A 26,467-nucleotide genomic window follows, 5' to 3' on the forward strand; every position below is an offset into this window, starting at 1 on the left:
TTTATTAGGTTAACCCATTATGGTAGTGTTTATTTAAACTTTGCCAATCGTTTTCTTGCCAATGAAAGCTGCTATTGCGGCTTTGCTCTTTTAAAAATGAGCGCTGTAGTCGAGACATGTTGCTTTGTTGCCATTTTTTATCGGGTGTTTTTATTTCGCCGCGGTCAAAATCGATAATAAAAACGTTGCCACTGTCATCAAATAAAATATTATTAATATTTAAATCAGCGTGATACACCCCTTCATTATGAAATAACGCAATTGTGCTGGCTATTTTTTTTATTTCAATATCATTCAATGCGCGTTCAATCAGTATATCTAATACGCTTTTAGCGCCGCTAACCGCTTCAGTAATAATATCACCTCGGTAAATAAAACCATGGCGGCTCACTTTAGCGGCAATAGGTTTTGGTACATTTAAACCTAGCTCTATTAATTGTGTCATCAAGCTAAACTCTTTATAAACACGGGTATGCTCAAGCCCCCAGTACAAATACTGATCACTGAGTAGCTTTCCTATCAGGCCGCCACGCCAATAATGGCGCAACACAGCCGTTAAATCTGCGTGTTTAAAAAACCATGCGGTTGCACGTCCCTTTTTAGCGCCAACAATTTTTTGCTGTTGCTGCCAAAAGTCGGGGCTAAACCAATCTAACTCTATCTGGCTGCTATATTGAGGATGGCTCAAAATGACATGGTTATTTTTGACGTGTTGATTAAACATAGCTCATAGGGTTTGCTTTAATATGTGCACATATTAACGTGTTTTAACGCTAAGGATAAGTACTTGCAATGACGCGATTATAATTTAAGATCAGGTTTTATTATTTTACCTCCAAGGAAACGTGTGACTTCAGCGCCTACTTACACTTCAATTTGTATTTTACGTCTTTCTGCTATTGGTGATGTATGCCATGCAGTAAGTGCGGTACAAGCTATTCAAAAAGCACACCCAAATGCCAAAATTACATGGGTTATAGGTAAGGTCGAGGCGATGCTGTTAGCTGACTTACCAGGCGTTGAGCTTGTAGTATTTGATAAAAAGCAAGGTAAAGCGGCACTGAAACAGTTAAAGCAAACCTTTAAAGGGCAGTGTTTTGACGTACTGCTTAATATGCAAGTGGCTTTAAGAGCAGGTTTTGTTGCTCGCTGTATTCCTGCCAAAGTTAAAATTGGCTTTGACTGGGCTCGTTCAAAAGAGCTACATAGTTTATTTATTAATAAACGCATTAAAGCCCAATCTCAGGCGCATGTTTTAGAGGGATTTAAAGGCTTTGCCCAAGCGATTGGTGTTTATGATTATGTCCCTGTATGGAATATGCCCTTTACCAACAAAGATCAAGCTAAAGCTGATGAGCTGTTAGGTGACGATTATTTATCAAATAAGCTATTTGTTATTTCGCCAGCAGCAAGTAAAGCACAGCGTAACTGGTTAGCCGATCGCTATGCTGCGCTTGCGGATTATGCACATACACAGGGGTTTAAAATAGTATTAACTGGTGGACCGACTGAACTGGAAATTAATTTAGCAAATAACATCATTAAACACTCTGATTCACCCATTCTGAACTTGGTGGGTAAAACAAAACTCAAAGAATTATTGTGCGTACTTAAGCGTGCAGACTTAGTACTGGCGCCCGATACAGGCCCAGCTCATATGGCGGTGACTGTGGGTACGCCCGTTATTGGTTTATATGCGCATTCAAACCCAGCGCGTACGGGGCCTTATTTATACCAAGACTACGTGGTTGAGGTTTACCATCAAAACTTAGTTATGCAAACAGGTAAAACCGCCAAGCAATTGCCTTGGGGTACTCGTGTTAAAGGCGATGATTTAATGAGTCAAATAACCACCGATGCAGTAAAACAAATGTTTGATCATGTTGTTAAAAAAGAGTCACTGTTATGAATCAAGAAAACACTAACAAGGCGCTTTTTTTAGATCGTGATGGCGTAGTAAATGTTGACCATGGTTATGTGTTTAAAAGCGAAGAGTTTGAATTTATAGATGGTGTGTTTTCAACATGCAAAGCGTTTTATGATGCGGGCTATAAAATAATTATAGTGACTAATCAGTCAGGCATTGGCCGTGGTTATTATTCTGAGAGCGAATTTTTAGCGCTTAGTGAGTGGATGAAAGCGCAGTTTAGCGCTCATCAAATTGAAATTACGGACGTTTATTTTTGTCCCCATCATCCTAAAAACGCATTACCAGATTATTTAAAAGAGTGCGATTGCAGAAAACCAGCGCCTGGCATGTTACTTCAAGGAATAGAAGATCATCATATCAACCCTGCACTTAGTGTGATGGTGGGTGACAAATTAGGTGACATGCACGCTGCCATTAGCGCTAATGTACGTACCAAAGTACTGGTACGTTCAGGGCAAAAATTTGATGACAAAGCTGTAAATTTTGCTGACTATGTTTGTGACTCAATCAACGACCTTCCGGCTTTATTTGCTGATCTAACGTAGTACATACCTCAAGCCTGTAAACTGGCAGCTTTTCCTGCCAGTTAGGCAATTTGCGACGAATGACAAACAGTGCAATTTGGCGCTTAAACTTTTACAATACCCCCATTATAAATAGCAGCAACACGTCTGCTGTTTAACCCGTTCAACCAAATGGAGATCACAGATGAGAGCATCTGCTTTTTTTAGCCAATTACAACAGCAAATCGAAGACGTTAAAGCGGAAGGTTTGTACAAGAATGAACGTGTTATCACTTCGCAGCAGCAAGCTCAAATTGAAGTGGCATCAGGCGAAAAAGTTATTAATTTTTGTGCTAACAACTACTTAGGTTTAGCTAACAGCCCAGAGCTTATTAAAGCAGCGCAACAAGGCTTAGATGACCATGGGTTTGGTGTGGCGTCTGTGCGTTTCATTTGTGGTACACAAGATATTCATAAAACGCTCGAGAAAAAAATCAGTCAATTTTTAGAAACTGAAGACACCATTTTGTACTCATCATGTTTTGATGCCAATACGGGGTTGTTTGAAACCATATTAGGTGCAGACGATGCGATTATTTCTGATTCATTAAACCATGCTTCTATTATTGATGGCGTACGTTTATGTAAAGCAAAACGTTTCCGTTATGCAAATAACGATATGGCTGATTTAGAAAAGCAATTAATCGCAGCCGATGAAGCCGGTGCTAAAACTAAATTAATTGCAACCGATGGCGTATTCTCAATGGATGGCGTTATTTGTAACTTAGAAGCCGTATGCGACTTAGCTGATAAATACGATGCACTTGTTATGGTTGATGACTCACATGCAGTTGGTTTTGTTGGCGAAAACGGTAAAGGTACACCTGAGTACTGCAACGTGCTTGATCGTGTTGATATTATTACTGGTACCTTAGGTAAAGCACTAGGTGGAGCCTCGGGTGGTTATACCTCAGGTAAAAAAGAAATTGTTGAATGGTTACGTCAGCGTTCTCGTCCTTACTTATTCTCAAATTCATTAGCGCCTTCAATTGTAACGGCGTCAATTAAAGTGTTAGAAATGCTTGAAAATGGCGGTGAGCTTCGCGCTAAGCTATGGTCAAATGCTAAATACTTCCGTGAGCAAATGGAAGCGGCTGGTTTTACCTGTGCAGGTAAAGATCATGCGATTATACCTGTGATGCTAGGAGACGCCAAAGTAGCGTCACTTATGGCTGATAAGTTATTGGCTGAAGGGATTTATGTAACCGGCTTTTCATTCCCTGTTGTACCAAAAGGGCAGGCGCGTATTCGTACCCAAATCTCTGCAGCGCACAGCAAAGAACAGCTTGATACAGCCATTGCAGCATTTACCCGTATTGGTAAAGAGATTGGTGTTATTTAATTTTCTTGTTAAATCGCGGCTGAAGTCGCGATTTTTTAATTGAGTGTGAATTATGAAAGCATTATCAAAGTTAAAAGCAGAGCCAGGCATTTGGATGACAGATGCACCAAAGCCTGAAGTGGGTCATAACGATCTGTTAATTAAGATTCGTAAAACGGCTATTTGTGGCACCGATGTGCATATTTATAAGTGGGATGAGTGGGCACAAAACACCATACCGACGCCTATGGTGGTTGGCCACGAATACGTGGGTGAAGTAATTGACATGGGACAAGAAGTTCGCGGTTTCGAAGTTGGCGACCGCGTATCAGGTGAAGGTCATATAACCTGTGGCCATTGTCGTAACTGTCGTGCTGGGCGCGTTCACTTATGTCGTAATACAACAGGGGTCGGTGTAAACCGCGAAGGCGCATTTGCAGAGTATTTAGTGATACCTGCATTTAATGCGTTTAAAATCCCAGATAATATTAGCGATGAACTTGCCTCTATTTTTGACCCATTTGGCAATGCAGTACACACGGCTTTATCGTTCGATTTAGTCGGTGAAGATGTCTTGATCACCGGTGCTGGCCCAATTGGTATTATGGCTGCAGCTGTGGCTAAGCATGTGGGTGCACGCCATGTGGTTATTACTGATGTAAATGAATACCGCCTAGACTTAGCACGTAAAATGGGCGCAACGCGTGCTGTAAACGTCGCGAATGAAAAGCTTGAAGATGTAGCTAAAGAGCTGGGCATGACTGAAGGCTTTGATATTGGCCTAGAGATGTCAGGTGTACCAAGTGCATTTAATGCCATGCTAAATAACATGAATCATGGCGGCAAAATTGCCATGTTGGGAATTCCACCTTCAGATATGGCGGTCGATTGGAATCAAGTTATTTTTAAAGGCTTAGTGATCAAAGGTATTTACGGTCGTGAGATGTTTGAAACTTGGTACAAAATGGCCAGTTTGATTCAATCAGGGCTTGATTTAAAACCAATTATTACTCATCAGTATTCAATAGATGACTTCCAAGCTGGCTTTGATATGATGATTTCAGGCCAATCGGGTAAAGTAATTCTTAACTGGGATTAATTACCCCTTGTTAAGAGAATTAAAGGCGGCATTTGTCGCCTTTTTTGTAATTATAAGAGAGTACTATGGCATTTAAACATATATCAATCGCACAAACCCTTGAACTACTCGATAAAGAAGATGTAGTGATTGCTGATATTCGCGATCCTAATTCGTATCAAGCGGGTCATATTCCGGGTTCAGAGGCATTATCTAATGCGAATATTGCCCAATTTATGATGGAAAAGGAGTTTGACCAGCCGATTATTATTGTCTGTTATCACGGCATGAGCTCACAAGGCGCTGCCAGCTACTTAGTAGAGCAAGGCTTTGAAGATGTTTACAGTATGGATGGCGGTTTTACTGCATGGGAAGCCGCTTACAAGGATAAAGTAGCACGATGATAGAGCTAGGCAGCCTAACTAACCCCCGTGCTGCACAGGGCTTTATAGATTACCTAAAAAGCCAAGGGCTTTCAGGGCAAATTCGTACTGAGGATGGCCATACGCTTGTTATTAGTGTGGCACCTGAAGACTTTCATGCAGTGCAGCCTTTATGGAACGAATTTGCTAAAAACCCTAATCATGAACGTTATCAACAAGCATCATGGCAAGTAGGTACTACGCAGTCACCGTTAAAGTATCAAGGGCAGTCGCTTAATTTAGTTGCCCGTTTTAAAGCCTTAAGCTGGCTTAATCAAAGTGTTAGTATTCTCAGTATCGTTGTTTATGTTGCCTTTTTATTTGGTGCATTTGAGCCTATTTACATGGCGTTGCAGTTCAATCCTGCGTCACCACTTACCTGGTTAACACCTGCTATTGTGCATTTTAGCGCTATGCATATTGTGTTTAACTTAATCTGGTGGGTATCGCTGGGTGATAACATTGAAAAGCAATGCGGTAAGTCGAGTTTAATCGGACTTTTTTTAGTTACCGCTTTAATAAGTAATTGGGCACAATACTTAATGGTCGGTCCTAACTTTGGTGGGCTTAGCGGTGTTGTATATGGGTTGTTAGGCTTTTGTTGGATTTACAGCGCGCTTAACCCTAAACAGCCTGCACTGGTTACAACCGCGATTGTTGGTTTTATGCTGGTATGGTTAGTACTTGGTTTTGCAGATGTATTATTTGTTGGAATGGCTAATTGGGCACACTTAGGTGGGCTTGTTAGCGGTATGGCTTTTGCCTATACCGCTCAGCTTTTTAAAACAAAAAGCGCCTAGTGATATAAATATTTAGTAAATAACAGGTCTCGGATTATTTCTTGGCCTGTTTCTTCCTTAAGTAAGCTTTTTAGTTTTTCTGCGCTCTTAAGGCGAATTTGCTCACGCCCTGTTAAAGACTTTATTTTGTTTTCAGGCTCTTTTGATAATATCTCTACTAGCGCATCACGTAACAGCGGGGTGTGGTGTTCTACAATGGCAATATCGGATGTTTTATTTAGCATTAAATCTACCGTGACGCGAACGTAACCCATTTTTTTACTCGATGGACCAATGTAATTAGTAATAATGTCTGGCTCAAACCCAAAATAACCCACAGTAGACTCAGCACGTGCTGATAAGCTAGTTAGGCTGACTAAAAGAATAAAAAGGCCTGTAAATACTGTTTTTTTCATTTCAAAAGCGTTTCCGTAAACTGGTTACAAATAGTTTATACTTATTAGTAAATAAGATACAGCAAGATGCTGTTATTTGTTGAGTTATGTAAAGGCACTCTGTACTCAAGTTTGGGATAGGCAATAGCGAGAGTCAAATGTTGATTAGCTTTTTATAATAACAGGGTGTGCTTGGTAGTGAGTAAATCGCGCTTTTTCAAATCTCTTAGCAATGTTATGATCTTGCTGATTTTTATCAAGTAGAGCTATTGTGATTACGTTTCCTCTTTCTTTATCTGCTGATTGGCAGAGTACTTCTCAAGTCTGTGGCTTATCTAGCGCTGAGCAAGAGTGGCTATTTGAACCGCGTTCTTTAACGGCTAAATTAAAAAGCCAGTCGCAGCGTTTTGCAGTAAAGGTGCTGAGCGAGCAAAAAGTTAACCTCTCGCAACCTCAGCAAGCTTTATTAAGTAATGAGGTGAACACCGTACTTAACCGTGAGGTTTTATTGTTGTGTGATGACAAACCGGTTGTATATGCTCAAAGCTGGTTGCCAATATCAAACAACAATACAAATAATCAGCTGCATAATATGGGTGAACGTCCGTTGGGTGATGTCATATTTCAAGACCCTGCGTTAAAGCGCGCTGATATTGAAATTGCTCGCTTTGATGATAACCACTCATTGCAATCACTGGTGAGCGAACTTAATTTACCCATACACATATTATTAGGGCGACGAAGCGTGTTCTCTTTGCATGACTACAAATTTTTAGTTTGTGAAGTTTTTTTACCAGGAGCCTATTTATACTCATGAAACTAGCCCCTTTATCGGTAAACCATGTACCGTATTACGTTCAGTTAATGCGAATAGATAAGCCCATAGGCACCTTATTATTACTTTGGCCAACTTATTGGGCGCTGTGGATAGCAAATGAAGGGATACCAAGCCTAACAAACTTCATTGTGTTTACCCTTGGGGTAATAGTTATGCGTAGCGCAGGATGCGTTATCAATGATTTTGCTGACAGGAAAATAGATGGCTCAGTAAAACGAACCTGTCAGCGCCCTTTAGCAACTGGGGCTGTGAGTAGTGGGGAAGCAGTTAGTTTGTTTTTGCTGCTGGTTAGTATCGCTTTTATTTTAGTAATAATGCTAAATACCAATACTATCTTGTTATCGTTTGGGGCGCTTGGGCTCGCGTTTTGTTATCCCTTTATGAAACGTTACACACAACTTCCACAGGTTGTATTAGGGGCTGCTTTTGGTTGGGCAATTCCTATGGCATTTATGGCATCAACAAACTCATTGCCTGTGCAAGCTTGGCTATTATTTGTCGCTAATATTTGCTGGACGGTGGCTTATGACACTATGTATGCCATGGTTGATAGAGATGATGATTTAAAAATAGGGGTTAAATCAACCGCTATTTTATTCGCCAGTTATGACCGCCACATTATAGCGCTACTTAACTTTAGCTTTTTTGCGCTGATGGTTTTAATTGGATTGATGAATCAAATAGGATTTAGTTTTTGGTTGGGATTATTTGTTGCAGCAATTTTACTGGTGTATCAACAGCGTTTGATTCATTTACGCCAGCGAGATAATTGTTTTAAAGCATTTTTAAATAATCATTACGTAGGACTGGCTATTTTTATTGGCTTATTATTTTCTTACCCCGTTTTTTCTTAACGGGGTGGGTCGATAATACCACTAATTGACGCATTTTTTCTGAACCAACCAGCAATCGAATAGCGGTTATCAAAAGCCGGAAGTACTTCATGCACAAAGCGTTCGCTTTCAAATAATACCAAAGTGCCTGCAGTGGGTTTTATAACCACTTCTATGTCTTTACTTTTTGGCTTGTAAATAACCAGCTCCCCGCCTTTCTTAGGAGAGTTTAAATACAATACGGTGGTAAAAACTCGATTTGAACGACCTTTGAACGCATCTACATGTTTTTTGTAAAAATCACCCTGCGTATACTTTGCATAGTGACATTCATAATCAAACAAGCCCATGAAAAAGTTACGATTAAGGGTTGTGCGAACAGCTTCCATTATTTGTTGATAGCTAAGCTGTGCATTTGAGCTGCCATCAAACCAGTAGGTTTTATCTTTACGAACGGAATCATCAATTTGTAAATTGTTTAATCGTCCAATACCGGCAAGGCTAAAGTGAGGATTTATTCTATAGCAATCAGCCATCAACTCGGATATTAAGTCACTATCAATGGCGTTTTCAATAATGGCATAGCCATGCGTTTCAATGTGCTCTAGGTAAATTTCAGCAGCTGTAAAGTTATTCATTAACGCTAGTCATAATATAAGGGAGCGTTAGTGTAGTGAAAAAAAACTTTAATGCCACTAATTTATAGTTGTTATAAAACGCATGGAGTCATTTTTTATGCTCTTGAAACTTTCTTAATTAGCGAGAGTAGGTGGTCAACATGCTCACCTGCCTCTATCTGCTGGCTTGTTTGCACCACAAGTTGTTCATGGCTAATATCGTTATTCGTTTTAAGCTGGATTAAGTTATGGTTTTCTGCCACAGAGCTGGTGTGTTCAATACCTGCAATAGCAAAATGATCTGACTTTTCAAGTCCAGCCATTACCTGCTCAATACTACCTACTTTAATAGTTGAAACTTTATTTAACGAGTCTATTACTTCATTAAGCATTGATTGCACTTGTTTTGACTGCGAAAAACAACTGAACATTGGATAGCTTTCGAGCTCTTTTTTACTAATATCGCTTTTATTTGCTAAAGGGTGTTGTTTTGAACAAAATAAAATAAGTTGATCAGGTAATTGTATATCGCTACCAATGCTATTGACTATTTGCGAGCATACACTAATGTCAATTTCCCCTTGAAGCAGTTTTCTATGAAGCTCAGTTTTATTTTGCAGCTGCATTTCAATTTTAATATGCGGGTACTGACTCAAAAATTCGCCGCAGGTGATTGGTACTATGCTGCTGGTTGTTGTGGTGTAGCCAATCACTAATTTTTTTTCTTCTGTGCCATTAATTGATTGAAAAGCGCGATGCTTTATTTGTTCTAGCTCATTGAGCGTATTTTTAGCAAAGTCGAGGAAAAGTTCGCCTGCTTGAGTTAACTTAACCGAGCGAGTAGAGCGGGTAACTAGTTCGTAGCCAAGCTCCGTTTCAAGAGTTTGAATGCTACGGGTTAATGCAGATGTGCTAATTTGGGTTTGTTCAGCAGCTTGCCTAAAATGACGAAGTAGGCCAAGTGCTACAAACTGTTCTAATTGTTCAAATCTCACTATATAGTCCTTTTTTATAGGTAAGCTAGGGGAATTACAGATTTAATACTGACTTTATATCCCTACAGATCAGTTGAAATAAGGTTTTTAACCACTTATTAAGATTAACTTTCTTTTAATCGTATTTAAAGAGAATAGTTGCAAAATGTTGTTATACCTTTGGGTAATGTTAAGTAACTGTTGGGTTTTATCATTAGCCTAATTTGTGCAATTTTATAACAACATTACTAAAGTCTCGTTTGGTTAATTGCTGTTTTTACTTTTGGGATTAGGCTCAATAAAGTTTTTACTAACTCGGTTACTTAAAGGCTTATTTTCAATGTTTTGTAATTCAATTTCTATGGCATCACAAGAAATATGAATTTCAAATAATGAAGTAAGCAAAGATAAGCTCAAGCAGCTTAAACTAACACCAAATAAAATAATGCCCGTGGTATTAAATTCTATAAATAATGCAAACATAGATAACGTACATAATAAAAAAGAGGCCACTCCGTATACTTGCATGGTCCTTATTAGTTTTATTCGCTTTCTAAGATTAGTTATTTGCGCCACTACAACAGGACGAATAGACTCACCTTCACGGGCATTCAATTCTCGTATTAGTTGCGCAAGCACTAAAAATCGGTTTGTATAGGCAAGTAATAACAATGAGATGGCTGGAAAAAGTAAACCTGGGGTAGTTAGCGTCATAATGTGTCCTTAAATCATATTATTTGCTTTAGGTTACGCGGGCTTATTGTACACATAAAGTAAATGAGGTGGATATTGCAAAATACTAATAATAGCCAATCAAATGTAACATCATTTGATTGGGTGACGCTTTATAATGCAGAAAATAGTTTAGAGGCCAATATAATAAAAGGACTGATTCTTAATGCGGGAATTGAGTGCCAAATAAAAGGTGAAATACTGCAAGGCGCAATGGGCGAGATCCCATTTGAACAAACACAAGTAAGTGTGCAGGTTTATGCGATAAAAGAGCGCCATGCACGTGAAATATTGGTAAACTATCAGCAAGTAAAACAATCCGCTCCAGATTGGGTGTGCCCTAATTGTAATGAGCATAATGGATCAACATTTGATTTTTGTTGGTCATGTGGGACCTTAAAGAATGACAAAAGCGAATAATTTTCAGCGTATTAGAGAGTTAAATTATTTACAAAAAGCGGTATTGGCCAGTGCGTTAATAGAGCGTATGTTGCCTAATTATGGACTATTTAGTGAGGCTACCGGCTTTGGCGATGAGGTTATTTTACGCAATGCTTTAAATGTATGTTGGGAAAAAATACTCCTTCCTAAAAGTAAAATTGATTTAGAAAAGCAAGTTGAAAAAATAGAACCTAATGTTCCTGAACTTGCCGATTTTGATATGTTTGGTACCTATCCTGCAATCGATGCTGCCACCTCATTACTGAGTTTAATGCATGGCCTTTTAGCACAAGATGAGCAAGAGTTTGTTAATGTGAGTAAAATATCACAGGCCACCGTAGCTCGCTTTATTGAGTACCAAATGACGGTTGAAGGTGATGTTGCCGATAACAAAGCGGTGCGTGAACACCCACTGATGCAATACGAAATAGAGGTATTAGGTGAACTAATTGATTTTGTAGAAGCAATGGGGCGTATCACTGCTGAAAATGTGAAAGCATTGAAAAAGCATGTCCTTGCTGATGGCCAAACTAACATTGGTTTAGCACTGTAAGTTATTTGTTTTAAACACCTTGTTAGGTGGCAGGAGAATTAACAATGCGAATTTTAGGCATTGAATCATCATGCGATGAAACTGGTATTGCTATTTATGATGACGAAAAAGGGCTGCTAGCCCATCAATTATATAGCCAAGTAAAAGTACATGCAGACTATGGTGGTGTAGTACCTGAACTTGCCTCGCGCGATCACGTACGTAAAACATTGCCGCTTATTGATGCGGCATTTGCGCAAGCGGGTTGTGGGCCTGAAGATTTAGATGGTATTGCTTATACGGCAGGGCCAGGTTTAGTAGGGGCTTTGTTAGTAGGTACCTCAATTGGTCGCTCTTTAGCATATGGCTGGGATATCCCAGCGGTGGCAGTGCACCATATGGAAGGGCATTTATTAGCGCCAATGCTTGAGGAAAACGTCCCCGAGTTCCCATTTATTGCCTTACTGGTTTCTGGCGGTCATACCATGATGGTAAAAGTTGCGGGCATTGGTCAATACGAAGTATTGGGTGAGTCGGTAGATGATGCTGCTGGTGAAGCATTTGATAAAACAGCCAAGTTACTTGGACTTGATTATCCAGGTGGCCCTCGTTTGGCTAAAATGGCTGAACAAGGTGTTGCTAAGCGATTTGTTTTTCCGCGTCCAATGACAGACAAACCTGGCTTAGATTTTAGCTTTAGTGGCCTAAAAACCGCCGCTTCAATTGCTATTCGTGAAAACGACAGTGATGAGCAAACAAAAGCAGATATTGCTCATGCATTTCAAACGGCCGTTATTGATACTTTAGTAATTAAGTGTAAGCGCGCATTAAAACAAACCGGTATTAAGCGTTTAGTAATAGCCGGTGGCGTAAGTGCTAATACGCAATTACGTTTGCAATTAGAGCGTGTGATGCAAGGTATGAAGGGCGAAGTGTTTTACCCTCGTACTGAGTTTTGTACTGACAATGGTGCAATGATAGCGTATGCCGGTATGCAGCGTTTAAAAGCGGGGCAGTTTGCTACGCTTGATATGAAAACTAAACCGCGCTGGCCAATCGATAGCTTAGAAGCAATATAGTTAACCAGAATTCAGGTTAGTTATTACTTCTTATCATCTGTAGGGGCTTGTTTAGTCCCTACTTTTGGTTCTTCCCCTTTAAATAAACGCACAATATTAGTGCGATGCCTAATAATGATCAGTAGCGTAATAAAAGTCACCGGTAAGGTGTATAACGGTTTTATCCACCATGTGTATAAAGGGGCTAGCGTAACGGCCACTAACGCGGCAAGTGATGAGTAACGAGTAATCGCGACAATCAGCAACCAAGTACCAATTAATAACCCTCCTAAAGAAAGCCCTATCGGTAGTAACGAGCCAAATGCAGTTGCAACCGCCTTACCGCCCTTAAAACTAAAAAATAACGGGTACATATGCCCTAGGCATGCAGCAACGGCGATTAAACCAAGCTCTAATGGCTCAAGTTTTAAAAAATAAGCGCCCCAAACAGGGATTGTGCCCTTTAAAATATCGAAGACTAAAACTAAGCATGCAGGAAGTGACCCGCCTAAGCGGTAAACATTGGTTGCACCTGGATTATTGGAGCCATGCGTGCGTGGATCGGGGAGTTTGAATAGCCGCGACACTAAAATGGCCGATGAAATCGAGCCGAGCAAATAGGCTAAAACAAACATTAAAATGACTAACACGCGCTTCCTTATTTTTTAATCATTACTTTTAAGCTATTATTGGCGTCAAAATTTACGGGCTTCTTAAATTACTCGCAATTTTGTAACGATTCTATTGTAGAAGTAATTTTAGTATATTTAAACACTGATTAAAGTATATACAGTATTAATTTGATTGATACAATATGTAATTAACTCAGTGACTTGTTACAGTCATTTGGAGTATCAATGGACAAGGTATTTATATCACAATTGCATGTCGAAACGATTATCGGGGTGTATGATTTTGAAAAGAAAAGTAAACAAAGCCTGTACTTTGATATTGAAATGTTAAGCGACATCAAGCCCGCAGCGCAAAACGACGATATTAACTTGGCACTGGATTACGCTAAGGTAAGTGAGCGTGTTATCGAACACAGTACGGCTAAACCGGTAGAGCTTTTAGAAACACTGGTGGAGCAATTAGCGCAAATCATTTTAACCGAATTTAATACCCCACAAGTGACAATAAAAGTAAGTAAGCCGGCTGCAGTTCCACAAGCGCAAACCGTCGGTGTAGAAATAACGCGTAACAAGGCTCTTGCTTAAATGGCGCAAATATTTATTAGCTTAGGGTCGAATATTAATAAAGCAGAGCATATCAGGCGTGCTTTAGTGGCGTTAAATAAACATTTTAAAAATACACAACATTCTTCGGTGTTTGAAAGTGAAGCGGTGGGTTTTGCCGGTAATAACTTTTACAACTCCGTACTTGCTGCCACTACCGATATGGCGCTTGAAGATGTGTGTGCGTTATTAAAACAAATAGAGCGCGATAATGGTCGCAAAGCAAATGATAAAAAATTTAGCCCGCGCACCTTGGATCTCGATTTACTCTTTTACGATGATGTCATTTGCGAGAGCCCAGCTCAACTACCACGTGACGAAATTACCAAAAATGCCTTTGTATTACAGCCTTTAGCAGAGGTGGCTCCTGATTTTTATCACCCTGTAGCAAAAAAAACGATTGCCCAAATATGGAATGCATATAACAACCCTCAACAAAAACTATGGAAGGTGGAGTTTTCTAACCCATGAGTATTATAGAAATAATTGTTTTAGCCCTAATTCAGGGATTTACTGAATTTTTACCTATATCGAGTTCTGCACACTTAATTTTACCGTCGCAAATTTTAGGCTGGGAAGATCAAGGCTTGGCATTTGATGTTGCCGTTCATGTAGGAACGTTAATAGCTGTTGTTATTTATTTTCGTAAAGAAGTGGCCGATATACTCGGTGCTTGGTTTAAATCGTTTGGTGCACAAGGTACAACAGATGACAGCAAACTAGGCTGGTGGATAATTTTAGGTACTGTGCCTGCCGCTATTTTAGGGCTATTGCTAAAAGATTTTGTTGAACTGTATTTGCGCAGTGCATGGGTGATTGCAACCACAACAATCGTATTTGGCTTGTTGTTGTGGTTCGCCGATGCTAAAGGTAAGCAAATAAAAACAATCTATCAGCTAAACTGGAAAACGGCCCTCATTATTGGCTTTGCACAGGCCGTTGCAATGATCCCTGGCACTTCACGTTCAGGTATTACCATGACAGCGGGTTTAATGTTAGGTATGAACAAGCAAAGTGCAGCGCGCTTTTCGTTTTTATTAGCTATTCCAATCATTTCAATGATGGGTCTTTATTATACTGCAGAGCTTGCCCTTGGCGATCATATCGTAGATTGGACGGCATTATTGTTAGGTGTAGTGCTGTCGTTTTTATCAGCTTATGCTTGTATTTTTATGTTTTTAAAAGTGATTGAGCGAATGGGAATGCTACCATTTGTTATTTATCGTTTATTATTAGGTGTCGGTTTAATATTCTTTTTAATGCTATAAGCCATTAATCTTCAGGAAAGCCTCCCACTTTGGGAGGCTTTTTTATTTGCGCCAAGGGTTAATGGTAACTTAAGCTAAATTTTGGCATTATAGCGCCATTAAATTTTGCCCTAGAGCAAACTCCGCGCAGGATGAAAGGATAGTAAATGCATATACATATTTTGGGTATTTGTGGCACATTTATGGGTGGTATTGCCGCTATAGCAAAATCATTGGGTCACCACGTTACTGGGTCAGATCAAAACGTTTACCCACCAATGAGTACTCAGCTACAAGAACTGGGTATTGAACTAACACAGGGCTATGACGTATCTCAACTAGAGCCAGCTCCAGATATCGTTGTTATTGGTAATGCTATGAGCCGTGGTAACCCGTGTGTTGAATATGTACTCGATAAGAGCCTGCCTTATACTTCAGGACCTGAGTGGCTAAAACATAACTTACTACAAGATTCGTGGGTGCTGGCTGTGGCAGGAACTCATGGTAAAACAACCACCGCCAGTATGTTGGCGTGGATACTTGAATATGCGGGTTTAAAGCCTGGCTTTTTAATTGGCGGAATTGTACAAAATTTTGGTCTTTCTGCGCGAGTTGGGCAAACGCCATTTTTTGTTATAGAAGCCGATGAGTACGACACGGCCTTTTTTGATAAACGCAGTAAATTTGTTCATTATTTACCTCGAACACTTATTTTAAATAATCTTGAATTTGATCATGCTGATATTTTTGAAGATTTAAACGCAATTAAAAAACAATTTCACCATTTGATTCGTACACTACCGCAAAGCGGCAAAGTATTGTGGCCAAAAGATGATGAGGCTCTGAGCGATGTTATAGCAAAAGGGCTGTGGAGCGAGAGCGAAACATTAGGCAATGATTGGGATTATCAGCTACTTAAAGCGGATGGTTCTCAATTTAATGTGTTATTAAACACGCAGCTGCAAGGTGTAGTTAACTGGCAGGCAATTGGTGAGCATAACGTTAAAAATGCCATGATGGCCATTGCAGCAGCGCGCCATGTAGGAATTGCTATTGAGCACAGTATTGCGGCTTTAGGCGAATTTATCAGCCCAAAAAGGCGTATGGAGCTTAAAGCGGATATAAATAACATTAAAGTGTATGATGATTTTGCCCATCATCCTACCGCGATACAAACAACGCTTGCGGGGCTGCGCGCCAAAGTGGGCAATGACAAAATTATTGCGGTTTTAGAGCCGCGTTCTAACACCATGAAAATGGGAGTTCATCAATTTACATTGCTAGATTCATTACGCGATGCGGATGAGGTGCTACTGTTTGAACCAGAAAACTTAAGCTGGTCGCTCAAGGAGCAAGCAGAAAAAGCCGGTATGCAGTGTTTTGATTCTACAATCGCCATTATCGAAACAGTGCTTGAAAGTATTGAGCCAAATCAACATGTTTTAATTATGAGTAATGGTGGTTTTAATGGCCTTCATCAACAACTTGTTGATGGCTTGGCCAATAAATACAGCGGAGAATAATGTGCAATTTAAAGATAAAATCACCTTAGCATTTAGTGGTGCATCAGGCGCGCCTTACGGACTAAGGTTATTAGAGGTGTTGCTTGAGCAGCAGTTTCAAGTGTATGTGCTTATTTCAAGTGCCGCGCGGGTAGTCTTTGATACCGAATCAAATGTTAAACTATCAGCAAATGAAGACAAGGCCACAGAGCAATTAAGCCTGTTATATAACGCAAAACCTGGGCAGTTAAAGGTATTTGGTAAAGATAATTGGTTTAGTCCGGTAGCTTCGGGCTCTGCTGCCCCCAAAAAAATGGTAGTATGTCCATGTAGCGCAGGCTCTGTGTCTGCCATTGCAGTCGGCGCATCAGATAATTTATTAGAGCGCGCCGCCGATGTGGTAATAAAGGAGCGAGGCCAGCTTATTTTAGTGCCACGCGAAACGCCATTTAGCGAAATTCATTTAGAAAACATGCTTAAATTATCGCGTTTAGGTGTAACAATTATGCCTGCAGCACCTGGGTTTTATCATCAACCGCAAAGCATAGAAGACTTGGTTGACTTTATGGTGGCGCGAATTTTAGATCATTTAAATATTGAACATAATCTCACAAAGCGTTGGGGTTATGGTGAGGGTAAGAAATGAATAAGCAAAATATTGCTTTAAATATTGAAGGCCTTACCAAGGTTTACAAAAATGGGGTAGAGGCAGTAAAAGGGGTTGATTTACAAGTTCACGAAGGTGACTTTTTTGCATTACTTGGCCCGAATGGGGCGGGTAAATCAACCACTATTGGGGTAATTTCTTCACTGGTTAATAAGACCAAAGGCAAAGTTGAAGTATTTGGTCACGATATTGATACCGACCTTGAGGCGGCTAAAGCGAATTTAGGCCTAGTACCACAAGAGTTTAACTTTAGTCAGTTTGAAACGCTGAGCCAAATACTCGTTAATCAAGCAGGTTACTACGGTGTACCGCGCGGCGAAGCACATAAACGTGCAGATAAATACTTAGCGCAGCTTGGATTAATCGAGAAAAAAGATAAGCAAGCGCGTACCTTATCTGGTGGTATGAAACGCCGTTTAATGATTGCACGTGCCTTAATGCATGAGCCCAAATTACTTATTTTAGATGAGCCGACAGCGGGGGTTGATATAGAGCTTCGCCGTTCAATGTGGGACTTTTTAAGGCAAATTAACGAACAAGGTGTGACCATTATTTTAACAACCCACTACCTTGAAGAAGCTGAACTGCTTTGTAAAAACATCGCCATTATTGATACCGGTCGCATAGTTGAAAACACCACCATAAAAGCCTTGTTAGCTAAATTAGACAAAGAAACCTTTGTATTGGATTTAAAACAGCCTACCAAACCGGTGACGCTTGAAGGGTATAATTTCACTATGACTGATGAGCACACCATTGAAGTTGAAGTGGCTAAATCACAAGGGCTCAATGCTGTATTTAGCGCGTTAACCGAACAAGGAAATACTGTGCTAAGCATGCGTAATAAAGCAAATCGATTAGAAGAATTATTTGTAGGTTTATTAGAGCAAGGGCGGGGCGAATAAATGTTTAAATATGGCGTAGCCTTAAAAAGTATTTGGATTAAAGAGTGTATTCGCTTTTTGCGTATTTGGGTGCAAACCTTAGTACCGCCAGCGATCACGATGAGTTTATATTTTGTTATTTTTGGTAACCTAATTGGCTCGCGTATTGGTGACATGGGCGGTTTTAGCTATATGGAGTTTATTGTCCCTGGCCTTATTATGATGTCAGTTATAACTAACTCTTATTCAAATGTTGCTTCTAGCTTTTACTCAACTAAGTTTCAAAAAAGTATTGAAGAGTTATTAGTTGCTCCTGTGCCTAATTACATCATTGTACTGGGTTATATGGGCGGAGGTATGACCCGTGGCATTATGGTTGGTTTTATCGTAACGTGCGTTTCTTTATTTTTTGTAGATATACAAATACATAATATTTTTGTGATTATAGCCACTGTTATTCTCACCTCGGCGGTGTTTGCCTTGGGTGGATTAATTAACGCTATTTATGCAAATAGCTTTGATGACATAAGTATTATTCCGACCTTTATTTTAACGCCGTTGACCTATTTAGGCGGGGTGTTTTATTCAATCACTTTACTGCCTGATTTTTGGCAAATGGTGTCGCAAATAAACCCAATTATTTATATGGTTAACGCATTTAGATATGGGTTTTTAGGTGTTTCGGATGTAGATTTATCGGTCGCAATGGGTGTGTTGTTGGTGTTTATCAGCGTCCTATTTACTTTAGCACTGACGCTAATTAAAAAAGGTGTGGGGCTAAGACACTAATGAGCGATGCAAATTCACGTAGTATTGTATCTAATCAAGCGGGACTTCATGAAAAGCTTGATGAAATAGTTAATAAACACTTACAGGCTGAGTTTAAAAAGCCAATTGCAGCGCATACTCAAACCGCATTTGATGAAGTTAATGCTAAGGTGCAAGCCTTTGATGGACCGCTTATTCTAGACTCCTGTTGTGGCGTTGGCGAAAGCACTGCTAATTTAGCGAAACGTCATCCTGATGCGTTAGTTGTGGGCATTGATAAGTCATCTCATCGACTTGATAAGCATGATGTTGAGTATAAACAAACTGAGAGTGGTCAATACATTTTGGTGCAAGCTGACTTAAATGATTTTTGGCGTTTAGCTGTCGCTGCTAATTGGCGGCCTACTCATCATTATTTGCTATATCCAAACCCGTGGCCTAAGTCTAAGCACATTCAGCGGCGCTGGCATGGGGCTGCTATCTTCCCCTTTATTGTTAAATTAGGTGGTTTGCTTGAAGTGCGCAGTAACTGGGATATCTATGTTAAAGAGTTTGCCAGAGCGCTCGAGTTAGCTGGGTATCCTTGTCAAACCGCGTTGTTTGAATCAGACGAAGCAATTACTCCTTTTGAGCGTAAGTACTGGGCCAGTGGTCAGCAAAGCCACCGACTAGCCATTAATATTAATAACTAATTCATTGCTTTTTTAAACTCAGTAACATGTGGCGTTGGTTTGCCAAGGAAACTACCTTGCATCAGCGTCACATTTAGTTGGCTGAGTAACTCTGCAACCGTATTACTTTCTACCGCTTCAACAACCAATTCAAGTTCAAGCTGCTGGGCTATATCAGTGATGTAGGATATAAATAGCGACGTATTTTCATCATTTACCAGTTGCTTGGTGATCGCACCATCGAGTTTAATACCATCTACCTCAATCTTTAACGTATTGAGCGTATTAATAAACTCATTACCCCAACAATGCATCACTATTTTTGCCCCTTTACTTTTCACCATCGCAATAAATGATTTTATTTCATAGTAGTGTGTAATGACCTGCGACTCTAATATTGAAATAGTAATGTTTTCAGGGTTGGGGTAGCGATGAAGCTCATATGCTATGTGATCATAAATAGTGGGATCTGCAATATTTTCAGCGCACACAGTTAACCCCCAGCTGATTGCTGATTTGCGAAAGCGCGAAATGCATTGAGTAAATAAGGTACGTGTTAACATCCCATCCATACGCAGTCTATTTAGTGCATTTGCAAAGGTATCAGGGGTTAAAATCTCCCCTTGTGAAGTGACTATTCTCGGTGAGCAATCATACCTAATAACTTCATCGGTATGAGTATTTATAACCGGCTGAAAGTAAGGAACAACACGATGAGCATCAAATGCTTCACGAATTTCTTTTGCTATTTCAACATTATATAAATATAGAGATTTAGCGTCATTAATTGCCTCACAGTAGTTAACTATGCTCTGATCGCCCTGCTTAGATTGCAGTAACGCAATATGAGCATTCTTAAGCAGTAATGACTTATTGCCTCTAGCTACACCAGCGTTAAGTGTAATATAAATAAAAGGCTGATTTAAAAACGGTATATTTTTATTATGCGATTGTATGATGCTATATAGCTCATCAAAGGGAGTTTCTTTATCAGTCAAAATAGCGAGTTTATTAGTTGCAATACGATAAATACGTGCGTGCAAACGGGCTTGCTGCTTAAAGTGAGTGAGCAGCTTTTTCATCACTTCATCGGCTGTTTTTGTGCCAAAAAAACGACTGATATTATCAATTTCGTTCACTAAAATAATCGCAATTTGCAAATGATGTTCATTGCTTTTTTTTAGCTGTTTTTCTAAGGCAATATGATTTTCAAATCCGCTTGCATGGTCGCTCATTAATGAACGACGTACTCCATAGTAATAAAGAATATAAACTATTAATAAAATAATAATTACGCAGCAAAAATGAAACATAGATTGATATAAGTCTGTTTTTAACGCATTGCTAATTTTATCAACGCTAATATCTGCAGCTGTAATATAGGTTCTGCCATTTTTTGCTATATGAGGAATATACACCGTTTTAGAATGGCCGCGATGCGCTGTTGAGGTTTCAAAAATAGGGGCCGTTGATAAAAATGCAGCCATAGTTATTGGCGTGGCTTCGGGATAAAGATCTAAAAACTGAGTAACTTTACCGTTATTTTGATCATCTTGAGTGTAGCTAGAGGCAGTAAAATAAACATTTTCATCAATCACTACCATTGAATATAAATAATCTATATTTAAATCATTGGCCAATGCCGAAAGTTGCTCGGCTTTATTTTGATAGCTTGAAAAGCTAATTTCTTGCGCTACTTTATCGTGATAATCATTACCTAAAATGTACTTTACGCTGGTGGCTGCATTTAATAAACGATTATCAATGCTGCGTATCACATCATTATTGATGGCAGTGTAGGTGTAGTAACTGTAAATTATTAAGCTGACTAAAAAAAAGACGGTACCGAGCGCCAACCGAGTTAATTTTAGATTTCCTTTTAGCATGCAACATCCTTATTTTTTGTTAGATTTATTATACTTAAAAATTATAAATGCCCAATATTTTAATTACCCTTTGTACTAAATATAAAAAATAGTGAAATGTTATCTATTTTGTATTGTCTTTTATGGCTTAAAACGAGACATTTTTGTCATATTGCAGTAAAGTTAGCGCAATTTTTTAGAAATGCCGTTGCTTAAAAACACCTTAAATTAGCGTGTTTTACAAACTAACAGGTGTTTTAGTCACACACTAGGTATGAAGATGGATCAAAAGCGTTGTGCCGTCGCCTCTAAAGAAAGCCTCAAACGGATATTTACCGTTCCAGAGGCCCCTGACTCAACTTTGAGCAAAATAGAGCTTGAAATTTCGAGTAATTTAGCAGGTTTCTTAAACGAAAATATCGCGGCAATTGAAAAACCATTACATGAAATAGAAAAAGATTTTCAATCGGCGGCTATCCCTGAAGAGCCAACGTTTGTGTCTTGCTATGCCCAAGATATTATGGAACAGCTGGTTGCTCATTCTGTACATACCGCAGCGCCAAGCTTTATTGGTCACATGACATCTGCTCTGCCACATTTTTTACTGCCGTTATCGAAATTAATGGTTGGGCTAAATCAAAACCTTGTAAAAATAGAAACCTCAAAAGCGTTTACCCCATTAGAGCGTCAAGTTTTAGGAATGATGCATCATTTAGCTTATAGCCAAAGTGATGGTTTTTATTCTAAATGGATGCACAGTGCAAAAACCTCTTTAGGTGCATTTTGCTCTGGTGGCACCGTGGCTAACATTACTGCGCTTTGGATTGCCCGCAACCGCTTATTAAAAGCAGATGGCAACTTTAAAGGCATTGCTGCGCAGGGTTTAGTGGCGGGAATGCTTCATTATGGTTACAAAGGGCTGGCAGTTTTAATCTCTGAACGAGGTCACTACTCGTTAGGCAAATCGGTAGATTTATTAGGTATTGGCCGTGAGAATTTAATTGGTATTAAAACATCGGCTGATAATAAAGTTGATGTAGCTGCTATGCGAGAAAAAGCGCTAGAGCTTGAAGCGCAAGGCATTAAAGTGATGGCAATTATTGGTGTAGCCGGAACGACTGAAACTGGTAATATCGATCCACTTGAAGACATGGCTAATTTAGCACAAGAGATTAATTGCCACTTTCATGTTGATGCGGCGTGGGGCGGAGCTACTTTACTCTCTAATACCCATAGGCACCTTTTAAAAGGTATTGAGCATGCAGATTCAATCACCATTGATGCGCATAAACAAATGTATGTACCGATGGGAGCAGGTTTGGTGCTGTTTAAAGACCCTGCTGCAACTGATGCCATCGAACACCATGCTGAATATATTTTACGTAAAGGCTCTAAAGATTTAGGCAGCCATACCCTTGAGGGGAGCCGCCCTGGTATGGCGATGTTAGTGCATGCTTGCTTACGTGTTATTGGTCGTAAAGGCTATGAAATGCTTATCGATCGCAGTATTAAAAAAGCACGTTACTTTGCTGATTTGATAAAAGCAGATGAAGACTTTGAATTAATATCAGAACCTGAGCTATGTTTGCTAACTTATCGTTATGTCCCTAAGCAAATTAAAAATGCGATAGCACAGGCCGACGCACAAACCCGTTTAGATATCTTTGCCGCGCTTAATCGTTTTACTGCAAGCATGCAAAAACGTCAACGTGAATCAGGTCGCTCGTTTGTATCGCGTACACGTTTAACGCCAGTTCAATATGATAATCAACCAACCGTAGTATTTAGAGTGGTGCTTGCGAACCCGCTTACATCAGGTGCAATATTAAAAGAGATATTAGAAGAGCAGAAAGAACTGGCACAAACTGATCCGGTGTTTAAAAAGTATTTACGAAAATATATGTAACTACAATTATAAATGCAATGACAAAAAAGACGCGATTAAGCGTCTTTTTTTTTACTGATTAAAAGCAACTCGCCTTTATAAGGTTGCTGATAATTTGTTGAGAAGGTTTGATTTTTTCCATTGCTAAAAACTCATCGGGCTGATGCGCTTGGTTAATAGAGCCTGGTCCCATTACGATGGTTTCACAACCCAGTTGCTGTATAAATGGCGCTTCGGTACAGTAGTTAACAGCCACTGCTTTTTGCCCTGCTATATTTTCGGCTAATTTGACTAACGCGCTATCTGTGCTTCCCGTAAATGCTGGAATTGGCTCATGCAAATCAATTACGCTCACAGAGTTAGGGTATTGCTGGTTTATATCGTAGGTTGCATCAAGTACCATTGCTTGAAGCTCTTGCACGCTTAAACCGGGGAGAGGGCGCATATCAATGTGCATTTCACAGCAGCCACAAATTCGGTTGGCATTGTCACCCCCATGAATATTGCCTAAGTTGAGTGTTGGATAAGGAATTTCAAAGTGGTTTATTGAATATTTATTCTTAAGTTGTTCTTTTAAGAACAGTAATTTTGTAATCACTTTATGCATTACTTCGATGGCATTAAGACCCCGTTCGGGATCAGAGCTATGTCCTGAGCGACCAACGACTCTGATTGCTGTAGTCATATGGCCTTTATGGGTAAATACTGGTGTCATATCAGTGGGTTCACCAATAATACAGCGATTTGGCTTTAAATTTGGGTGCTTACAAATTTGCTGTGCGCCAGCCATAGTGGTTTCTTCGTCTGCGGTGGCTAATATTAAAATAGGTTGAGTTTGTTGCTTTTCATCAAGCTCACTAATAGCTTGCAGTACAAAAGCAAAAAAGCCTTTCATATCAATACTGCCTAAACCATATAATTTGTTATCAAGTTCAGTCAATTTAAATGGGTTTTGATTCCAGCGGCTGTCATCAAACGGCACCGTATCGGTGTGCCCCGCAAGCATTAACCCGCCATCGCCTTGTCCGCGTTTTGCTAATAAGTTGTAGCGGCCTTTACCACCTTCTAACTCTATTATTTCACAGGTAAAACCTAAGCTTTCACACCACTGAGCGAGTAGTTCAATCACGCTTTTATTGCTCATACACAAATGCTCTTCAATAGCACTAATAGAGGGGGCAGCAATCAATTGCTGGTACATCGAAATAAATGACGGCAGAGACATAAAAAATTCCAAAATAAGTATTCATTTTAATTGCATAACAATATAAAAGTATTTATTATGAATATCAATTCACTTTTTAAGCATAAATATATTAAAGTTACGCCATGAAAATAATACGACGATAGTTATCACTCATAAATTTAATCTGTTTGGCTGGGTTATACCCTAGTGTAAACAAATAACATGGAATGTAGTCACTAATTTTAGATAAAGAGTAAGTAATGAACGTAGTAATTATAGGTGCCAGCGGTTATAGCGGCGCAGAACTGGCTAGCTTAGTAGCAAAACATCCAACGCTTTCGTTAACTGGTTGTTACGTGTCAGCGCAAAGTTTAGATAAACATAAGTTGCTCAGTGAATTATACCCTGAGCACTTAGGGTTACTTGACTTACCTTTGCAACCACTTAATGAGAGTGCATTGAGTGATATAGCGCATTCAGCAGACTATGTGTGTTTATGCACTGACCATAAAGTAAGTGTTGATTTAGCTCCTCAGTTTTTAGCGATGGGCAAAAAGGTATTTGACTTGTCTGGTGGTTACCGTCTTGAAAGTAATGAAGATTACGTCACTTATTATGGTTTTAAACACCAGCATCCAGAACTCCTCAATGAAGCTGCATATGGCCTTGCAGAGTGGAATAGTGAGGCCATTGCAAAGGCGCAGTTAGTTGCTGTAGCTGGCTGCTACCCAACTGCCGCATTAAACGCATTAAAGCCTCTTCAGCAAGCTGGGTTACTTAGTGATGAGCGGATTATTATTAATGCTGTATCGGGAGTAACGGGAGCAGGTCGTAAAGCAAGTATTGGCACGCATTTTTGCGAAGTATCGCTAGCTGCTTATGGTTTGTTTAACCATCGTCATGGACCTGAGATACAGCAGTATCTTGGCCATAACGTGTTATTTACTCCTCATTTAGGTAATTTCCCGCGCGGTATTTTAGAAACCATTTATGTACAGCTAAAACCGGGTGTGACCAGTGAGCAAGTAACTAAAGCGTATCAAGTATTAGCGGATGAGCCGTTAATTCGATTGCTTGGTGGCAAAATTCCCTCCATTAAAGGGGTAGCAAAACAACCCTATGTTGATATTGCATGGCAGCAGCAAGACTCACAATTAATAGTGATGGCAGCGATTGACAATTTACTAAAAGGGGCGGCTGGTCAGGCTCTGCAATGTATTAATTTGTCAATGGGTTTGCCTCACACTACAGGTTTAGTAGGAGCGTTTAAATGAGCAGTAAAACGTGGGTGATTAAACTCGGTGGCGCAGTACTCAATACTGAAAATGCCGCTAAAGCGCTTTTTGAGGTTCTTAATGAGCAACATGATGCACAATTTGTCATTGTTCATGGCGGTGGCTCATTAGTTGATCATTGGTTAGCAGAAGCCGGTTTTGCCAGTGCTAAACACCAAGGTTTGCGTATCAGCCCTAAAGAACAGATGCCTTATATTGTAGGAGCATTAGCGGGAACAGCAAACAAACAATTAATGGCGCAAGCAATGACTGCTGGGCACAAACCCGTTGGCTTGAGTTTATATGAAGCTGGAATAACAGCATCACAAAAATTAAAAGCGCTAGGGCAAGTAGGTCAATGCCATAGTAATGATGATTCTATTATTAATGAATTACTCAGTAGCGGGCGTTTACCTATAGTCAGCTCCATCGGTTTTGATGAACAAGGGCTTTGGTACAACGTCAATGCTGACGAAGCAGCAGCAGCGATTGCAAGTAATTTAAACGCCGAACTTATTTTTATGACGGATGTGGAAGCGGTGCTTGATGCGAATAAGCATCCACTACATCAACTTGACACAAAACACATTGATACTTTAATTGCAGAGGGAGTAATTGTGGGCGGGATGGAGGTCAAAGTTAAGACCAGTCTTCACGCTGCCCAACATTTACGACGCGGTGTGTACATTTCCAGCTGGCAAAAGCCAGAAAATTTAACGGCTTTGCTGCAAGGCGAGCACGTCGGAACTAAAGTGACACCATAGGTTGAA

General features: G+C 39.8%; 30 protein-coding genes. 22 read left to right on the plus strand and 8 right to left on the minus strand.

Translation table 11 applies throughout. The annotated features are described in order from the left end of the window. Nucleotides 1–4: 4 nt before the first annotated feature. Nucleotides 5–724, minus strand: coding sequence for a 3-deoxy-D-manno-octulosonic acid kinase (locus ND6B_RS04155; RefSeq protein ID WP_033104016.1), 720 nt, complete (start codon nucleotides 722–724; stop codon nucleotides 5–7). 123 nt (nucleotides 725–847) lie between these two features. Between ND6B_RS04155 and ND6B_RS04150 the strand changes: the two genes are divergently transcribed. The 6 genes from ND6B_RS04150 to glpG all read left to right on the plus strand — a co-directional run bounded on the left by ND6B_RS04150 (nucleotide 848) and on the right by glpG (nucleotide 6,114). Continuing rightward, nucleotides 848–1,909: a glycosyltransferase family 9 protein gene (locus tag ND6B_RS04150; RefSeq protein ID WP_033104017.1), complete on the plus strand. Its 1,062-nt coding sequence runs from the start codon at nucleotides 848–850 to the stop codon at nucleotides 1,907–1,909. Next, the gene (gmhB, locus tag ND6B_RS04145; protein WP_024601849.1) at nucleotides 1,906–2,475 is read left to right on the plus strand and encodes a D-glycero-beta-D-manno-heptose 1,7-bisphosphate 7-phosphatase; all 570 of its coding nucleotides are present in this window, start codon (nucleotides 1,906–1,908) and stop codon (nucleotides 2,473–2,475) included. The genes ND6B_RS04150 and gmhB overlap by 4 nt, the downstream gene beginning before the upstream one ends. A gap of 163 nt (nucleotides 2,476–2,638) precedes the next feature. Next, a complete protein-coding gene (locus ND6B_RS04140; protein ID WP_008468203.1) occupies nucleotides 2,639–3,835 on the plus strand; it encodes a glycine C-acetyltransferase in 1,197 nt (398 codons plus the stop codon). A 52-nt stretch (nucleotides 3,836–3,887) separates the two neighbouring features. Further along, the gene (tdh, locus tag ND6B_RS04135; RefSeq protein ID WP_010390995.1) at nucleotides 3,888–4,913 is read left to right on the plus strand and encodes an L-threonine 3-dehydrogenase; all 1,026 of its coding nucleotides are present in this window, start codon (nucleotides 3,888–3,890) and stop codon (nucleotides 4,911–4,913) included. Between the two features lie 65 nt (nucleotides 4,914–4,978). Then, complete coding sequence (gene glpE / locus ND6B_RS04130; RefSeq protein WP_033104018.1) at nucleotides 4,979–5,296, plus strand: thiosulfate sulfurtransferase GlpE; 318 nt, start codon at nucleotides 4,979–4,981, stop codon at nucleotides 5,294–5,296. Then, nucleotides 5,293–6,114, plus strand: coding sequence for a rhomboid family intramembrane serine protease GlpG (gene glpG / locus ND6B_RS04125; protein WP_033104019.1), 822 nt, complete (start codon nucleotides 5,293–5,295; stop codon nucleotides 6,112–6,114). The genes glpE and glpG overlap by 4 nt, the downstream gene beginning before the upstream one ends. Here the strand turns inward: glpG and ND6B_RS04120 are convergent. Further along, the gene (locus ND6B_RS04120) at nucleotides 6,111–6,509 is read right to left on the minus strand and encodes a flagellar basal body-associated protein FliL (protein WP_008115596.1); all 399 of its coding nucleotides are present in this window, start codon (nucleotides 6,507–6,509) and stop codon (nucleotides 6,111–6,113) included. The genes glpG and ND6B_RS04120 overlap by 4 nt on opposite strands. A 250-nt stretch (nucleotides 6,510–6,759) precedes the next feature. Here ND6B_RS04120 and ND6B_RS04115 point away from each other — a divergent pair, with 250 nt between their 5' ends. Both ND6B_RS04115 and ubiA read left to right on the plus strand, forming a co-directional pair. Continuing rightward, nucleotides 6,760–7,305, plus strand: a complete 546-nt coding sequence (locus ND6B_RS04115) for a chorismate--pyruvate lyase family protein (protein ID WP_033104020.1) — start codon at nucleotides 6,760–6,762, stop codon at nucleotides 7,303–7,305. Further along, complete coding sequence (ubiA, locus tag ND6B_RS04110) at nucleotides 7,302–8,180, plus strand: 4-hydroxybenzoate octaprenyltransferase (protein WP_033104021.1); 879 nt, start codon at nucleotides 7,302–7,304, stop codon at nucleotides 8,178–8,180. The genes ND6B_RS04115 and ubiA overlap by 4 nt, the downstream gene beginning before the upstream one ends. On the opposite strand, the gene ND6B_RS04105 is transcribed toward ubiA, so the two are convergent. The 3 genes from ND6B_RS04105 to ND6B_RS04095 form a co-directional block, all read right to left on the minus strand. Then, nucleotides 8,177–8,797, minus strand: a complete 621-nt coding sequence (locus tag ND6B_RS04105) for a 2OG-Fe(II) oxygenase (protein ID WP_008468193.1) — start codon at nucleotides 8,795–8,797, stop codon at nucleotides 8,177–8,179. The genes ubiA and ND6B_RS04105 overlap by 4 nt on opposite strands. A 95-nt stretch (nucleotides 8,798–8,892) precedes the next feature. Next, entirely contained in the window at nucleotides 8,893–9,771 is an 879-nt protein-coding gene (locus tag ND6B_RS04100) for a LysR family transcriptional regulator (RefSeq protein WP_008468191.1), read from the minus strand. Between the two features lie 243 nt (nucleotides 9,772–10,014). Then, on the minus strand, nucleotides 10,015–10,464 hold the full coding sequence (locus tag ND6B_RS04095; RefSeq protein ID WP_008466063.1) for a DUF2721 domain-containing protein: 450 nt from the start codon (nucleotides 10,462–10,464) through the stop codon (nucleotides 10,015–10,017). A gap of 75 nt (nucleotides 10,465–10,539) precedes the next feature. Between ND6B_RS04095 and ND6B_RS04090 the strand changes: the two genes are divergently transcribed. From ND6B_RS04090 to tsaD, 3 genes are read left to right on the plus strand one after another with little or no spacing between them, the layout of a single operon-like run. Beyond that, nucleotides 10,540–10,902, plus strand: a complete 363-nt coding sequence (locus ND6B_RS04090) for a putative signal transducing protein (RefSeq protein ID WP_008466062.1) — start codon at nucleotides 10,540–10,542, stop codon at nucleotides 10,900–10,902. After that, nucleotides 10,886–11,476, plus strand: a complete 591-nt coding sequence (locus tag ND6B_RS04085; RefSeq protein ID WP_008115608.1) for a YjaG family protein — start codon at nucleotides 10,886–10,888, stop codon at nucleotides 11,474–11,476. Before ND6B_RS04090 ends, ND6B_RS04085 begins: the two co-directional genes overlap by 17 nt. Nucleotides 11,477–11,520: 44 nt before the next feature. Next, on the plus strand, nucleotides 11,521–12,534 hold the full coding sequence (gene tsaD / locus ND6B_RS04080) for a tRNA (adenosine(37)-N6)-threonylcarbamoyltransferase complex transferase subunit TsaD (RefSeq protein WP_008466060.1): 1,014 nt from the start codon (nucleotides 11,521–11,523) through the stop codon (nucleotides 12,532–12,534). Between the two features lie 23 nt (nucleotides 12,535–12,557). Here the strand turns inward: tsaD and plsY are convergent, their stop codons facing one another. Then, the gene (gene plsY / locus ND6B_RS04075) at nucleotides 12,558–13,163 is read right to left on the minus strand and encodes a glycerol-3-phosphate 1-O-acyltransferase PlsY (protein WP_008466051.1); all 606 of its coding nucleotides are present in this window, start codon (nucleotides 13,161–13,163) and stop codon (nucleotides 12,558–12,560) included. A 207-nt stretch (nucleotides 13,164–13,370) separates the two neighbouring features. Here plsY and folB point away from each other — a divergent pair, with 207 nt between their 5' ends. The 8 genes from folB (at nucleotide 13,371) to trmB (ending at nucleotide 19,508) form a co-directional block, all read left to right on the plus strand. Then, complete coding sequence (folB, locus tag ND6B_RS04070) at nucleotides 13,371–13,730, plus strand: dihydroneopterin aldolase (RefSeq protein ID WP_033104022.1); 360 nt, start codon at nucleotides 13,371–13,373, stop codon at nucleotides 13,728–13,730. Beyond that, the gene (gene folK / locus ND6B_RS04065) at nucleotides 13,731–14,219 is read left to right on the plus strand and encodes a 2-amino-4-hydroxy-6-hydroxymethyldihydropteridine diphosphokinase (protein ID WP_008466048.1); all 489 of its coding nucleotides are present in this window, start codon (nucleotides 13,731–13,733) and stop codon (nucleotides 14,217–14,219) included. It abuts the gene before it with no gap. Then, complete coding sequence (locus tag ND6B_RS04060) at nucleotides 14,216–15,016, plus strand: undecaprenyl-diphosphate phosphatase (protein WP_033104023.1); 801 nt, start codon at nucleotides 14,216–14,218, stop codon at nucleotides 15,014–15,016. Before folK ends, ND6B_RS04060 begins: the two co-directional genes overlap by 4 nt. A 146-nt stretch (nucleotides 15,017–15,162) precedes the next feature. After that, nucleotides 15,163–16,518 (plus strand): UDP-N-acetylmuramate:L-alanyl-gamma-D-glutamyl-meso-diaminopimelate ligase, encoded by a 1,356-nt coding sequence (mpl, locus tag ND6B_RS04055; RefSeq protein ID WP_033104024.1) that lies wholly within the window; start codon nucleotides 15,163–15,165, stop codon nucleotides 16,516–16,518. A 1-nt stretch (nucleotide 16,519) separates the two neighbouring features. After that, on the plus strand, nucleotides 16,520–17,143 hold the full coding sequence (locus ND6B_RS04050; protein ID WP_024601858.1) for a flavin prenyltransferase UbiX: 624 nt from the start codon (nucleotides 16,520–16,522) through the stop codon (nucleotides 17,141–17,143). Then, nucleotides 17,140–18,069: an ABC transporter ATP-binding protein gene (locus tag ND6B_RS04045; RefSeq protein ID WP_033104025.1), complete on the plus strand. Its 930-nt coding sequence runs from the start codon at nucleotides 17,140–17,142 to the stop codon at nucleotides 18,067–18,069. Before ND6B_RS04050 ends, ND6B_RS04045 begins: the two co-directional genes overlap by 4 nt. Then, a complete protein-coding gene (locus ND6B_RS04040; RefSeq protein WP_008466038.1) occupies nucleotides 18,070–18,837 on the plus strand; it encodes an ABC transporter permease in 768 nt (255 codons plus the stop codon). After that, nucleotides 18,837–19,508, plus strand: a complete 672-nt coding sequence (gene trmB, locus ND6B_RS04035) for a tRNA (guanine(46)-N(7))-methyltransferase TrmB (protein WP_033104026.1) — start codon at nucleotides 18,837–18,839, stop codon at nucleotides 19,506–19,508. Before ND6B_RS04040 ends, trmB begins: the two co-directional genes overlap by 1 nt. Here trmB and ND6B_RS04030 read toward each other — a convergent pair. Continuing rightward, the gene (locus ND6B_RS04030; protein ID WP_033104027.1) at nucleotides 19,505–21,373 is read right to left on the minus strand and encodes a GGDEF domain-containing protein; all 1,869 of its coding nucleotides are present in this window, start codon (nucleotides 21,371–21,373) and stop codon (nucleotides 19,505–19,507) included. The genes trmB and ND6B_RS04030 overlap by 4 nt on opposite strands. Before the next feature lie 259 nt (nucleotides 21,374–21,632). Here ND6B_RS04030 and panP point away from each other — a divergent pair, with 259 nt between their 5' ends. Continuing rightward, the gene (gene panP / locus ND6B_RS04025) at nucleotides 21,633–23,258 is read left to right on the plus strand and encodes a pyridoxal-dependent aspartate 1-decarboxylase PanP (RefSeq protein WP_033104028.1); all 1,626 of its coding nucleotides are present in this window, start codon (nucleotides 21,633–21,635) and stop codon (nucleotides 23,256–23,258) included. 58 nt (nucleotides 23,259–23,316) lie between these two features. Here the strand turns inward: panP and argE are convergent, their stop codons facing one another. Next, nucleotides 23,317–24,462 (minus strand): acetylornithine deacetylase, encoded by a 1,146-nt coding sequence (gene argE / locus ND6B_RS04020; protein ID WP_033104029.1) that lies wholly within the window; start codon nucleotides 24,460–24,462, stop codon nucleotides 23,317–23,319. 221 nt (nucleotides 24,463–24,683) lie between these two features. Here argE and argC point away from each other — a divergent pair, with 221 nt between their 5' ends. Then, complete coding sequence (gene argC / locus ND6B_RS04015) at nucleotides 24,684–25,697, plus strand: N-acetyl-gamma-glutamyl-phosphate reductase (protein ID WP_033104030.1); 1,014 nt, start codon at nucleotides 24,684–24,686, stop codon at nucleotides 25,695–25,697. Beyond that, entirely contained in the window at nucleotides 25,694–26,461 is a 768-nt protein-coding gene (gene argB / locus ND6B_RS04010; RefSeq protein ID WP_033104031.1) for an acetylglutamate kinase, read from the plus strand. Before argC ends, argB begins: the two co-directional genes overlap by 4 nt. Nucleotides 26,462–26,467 lie beyond the last annotated feature (6 nt).

It is taken from the genome of Pseudoalteromonas sp. ND6B (assembly GCF_000764215.1).
GTDB classification, from domain to species: Bacteria; Pseudomonadota; Gammaproteobacteria; order Enterobacterales; family Alteromonadaceae; genus Pseudoalteromonas; species Pseudoalteromonas tetraodonis.

Excerpts from the sequence above, each read along its gene's own strand:
- ND6B_RS04155 (WP_033104016.1), bottom strand. The coding sequence starts at position 724 with ATGTTTAATCAACACGTCAAAAATAACCATGTCATTTTGAGCCATCCT.
- gmhB (WP_024601849.1), top strand. The coding sequence starts at position 1,906 with ATGAATCAAGAAAACACTAACAAGGCGCTTTTTTTAGATCGTGATGGC.
- ND6B_RS04140 (WP_008468203.1), top strand. The coding sequence starts at position 2,639 with ATGAGAGCATCTGCTTTTTTTAGCCAATTACAACAGCAAATCGAAGAC.
- tdh (WP_010390995.1), top strand. The coding sequence starts at position 3,888 with ATGAAAGCATTATCAAAGTTAAAAGCAGAGCCAGGCATTTGGATGACA.
- glpE (WP_033104018.1), top strand. The coding sequence starts at position 4,979 with ATGGCATTTAAACATATATCAATCGCACAAACCCTTGAACTACTCGAT.
- glpG (WP_033104019.1), top strand. The coding sequence starts at position 5,293 with ATGATAGAGCTAGGCAGCCTAACTAACCCCCGTGCTGCACAGGGCTTT.
- ND6B_RS04120 (WP_008115596.1), bottom strand. The coding sequence starts at position 6,509 with ATGAAAAAAACAGTATTTACAGGCCTTTTTATTCTTTTAGTCAGCCTA.
- ubiA (WP_033104021.1), top strand. The coding sequence starts at position 7,302 with ATGAAACTAGCCCCTTTATCGGTAAACCATGTACCGTATTACGTTCAG.
- ND6B_RS04105 (WP_008468193.1), bottom strand. The coding sequence starts at position 8,797 with ATGAATAACTTTACAGCTGCTGAAATTTACCTAGAGCACATTGAAACG.
- ND6B_RS04095 (WP_008466063.1), bottom strand. The coding sequence starts at position 10,464 with ATGACGCTAACTACCCCAGGTTTACTTTTTCCAGCCATCTCATTGTTA.
- ND6B_RS04085 (WP_008115608.1), top strand. The coding sequence starts at position 10,886 with ATGACAAAAGCGAATAATTTTCAGCGTATTAGAGAGTTAAATTATTTA.
- tsaD (WP_008466060.1), top strand. The coding sequence starts at position 11,521 with ATGCGAATTTTAGGCATTGAATCATCATGCGATGAAACTGGTATTGCT.
- folB (WP_033104022.1), top strand. The coding sequence starts at position 13,371 with ATGGACAAGGTATTTATATCACAATTGCATGTCGAAACGATTATCGGG.
- folK (WP_008466048.1), top strand. The coding sequence starts at position 13,731 with ATGGCGCAAATATTTATTAGCTTAGGGTCGAATATTAATAAAGCAGAG.
- ND6B_RS04060 (WP_033104023.1), top strand. The coding sequence starts at position 14,216 with ATGAGTATTATAGAAATAATTGTTTTAGCCCTAATTCAGGGATTTACT.
- mpl (WP_033104024.1), top strand. The coding sequence starts at position 15,163 with ATGCATATACATATTTTGGGTATTTGTGGCACATTTATGGGTGGTATT.
- ND6B_RS04045 (WP_033104025.1), top strand. The coding sequence starts at position 17,140 with ATGAATAAGCAAAATATTGCTTTAAATATTGAAGGCCTTACCAAGGTT.
- ND6B_RS04040 (WP_008466038.1), top strand. The coding sequence starts at position 18,070 with ATGTTTAAATATGGCGTAGCCTTAAAAAGTATTTGGATTAAAGAGTGT.
- trmB (WP_033104026.1), top strand. The coding sequence starts at position 18,837 with ATGAGCGATGCAAATTCACGTAGTATTGTATCTAATCAAGCGGGACTT.
- ND6B_RS04030 (WP_033104027.1), bottom strand. The coding sequence starts at position 21,373 with ATGCTAAAAGGAAATCTAAAATTAACTCGGTTGGCGCTCGGTACCGTC.
- panP (WP_033104028.1), top strand. The coding sequence starts at position 21,633 with ATGGATCAAAAGCGTTGTGCCGTCGCCTCTAAAGAAAGCCTCAAACGG.
- argE (WP_033104029.1), bottom strand. The coding sequence starts at position 24,462 with ATGTCTCTGCCGTCATTTATTTCGATGTACCAGCAATTGATTGCTGCC.
- argC (WP_033104030.1), top strand. The coding sequence starts at position 24,684 with ATGAACGTAGTAATTATAGGTGCCAGCGGTTATAGCGGCGCAGAACTG.
- argB (WP_033104031.1), top strand. The coding sequence starts at position 25,694 with ATGAGCAGTAAAACGTGGGTGATTAAACTCGGTGGCGCAGTACTCAAT.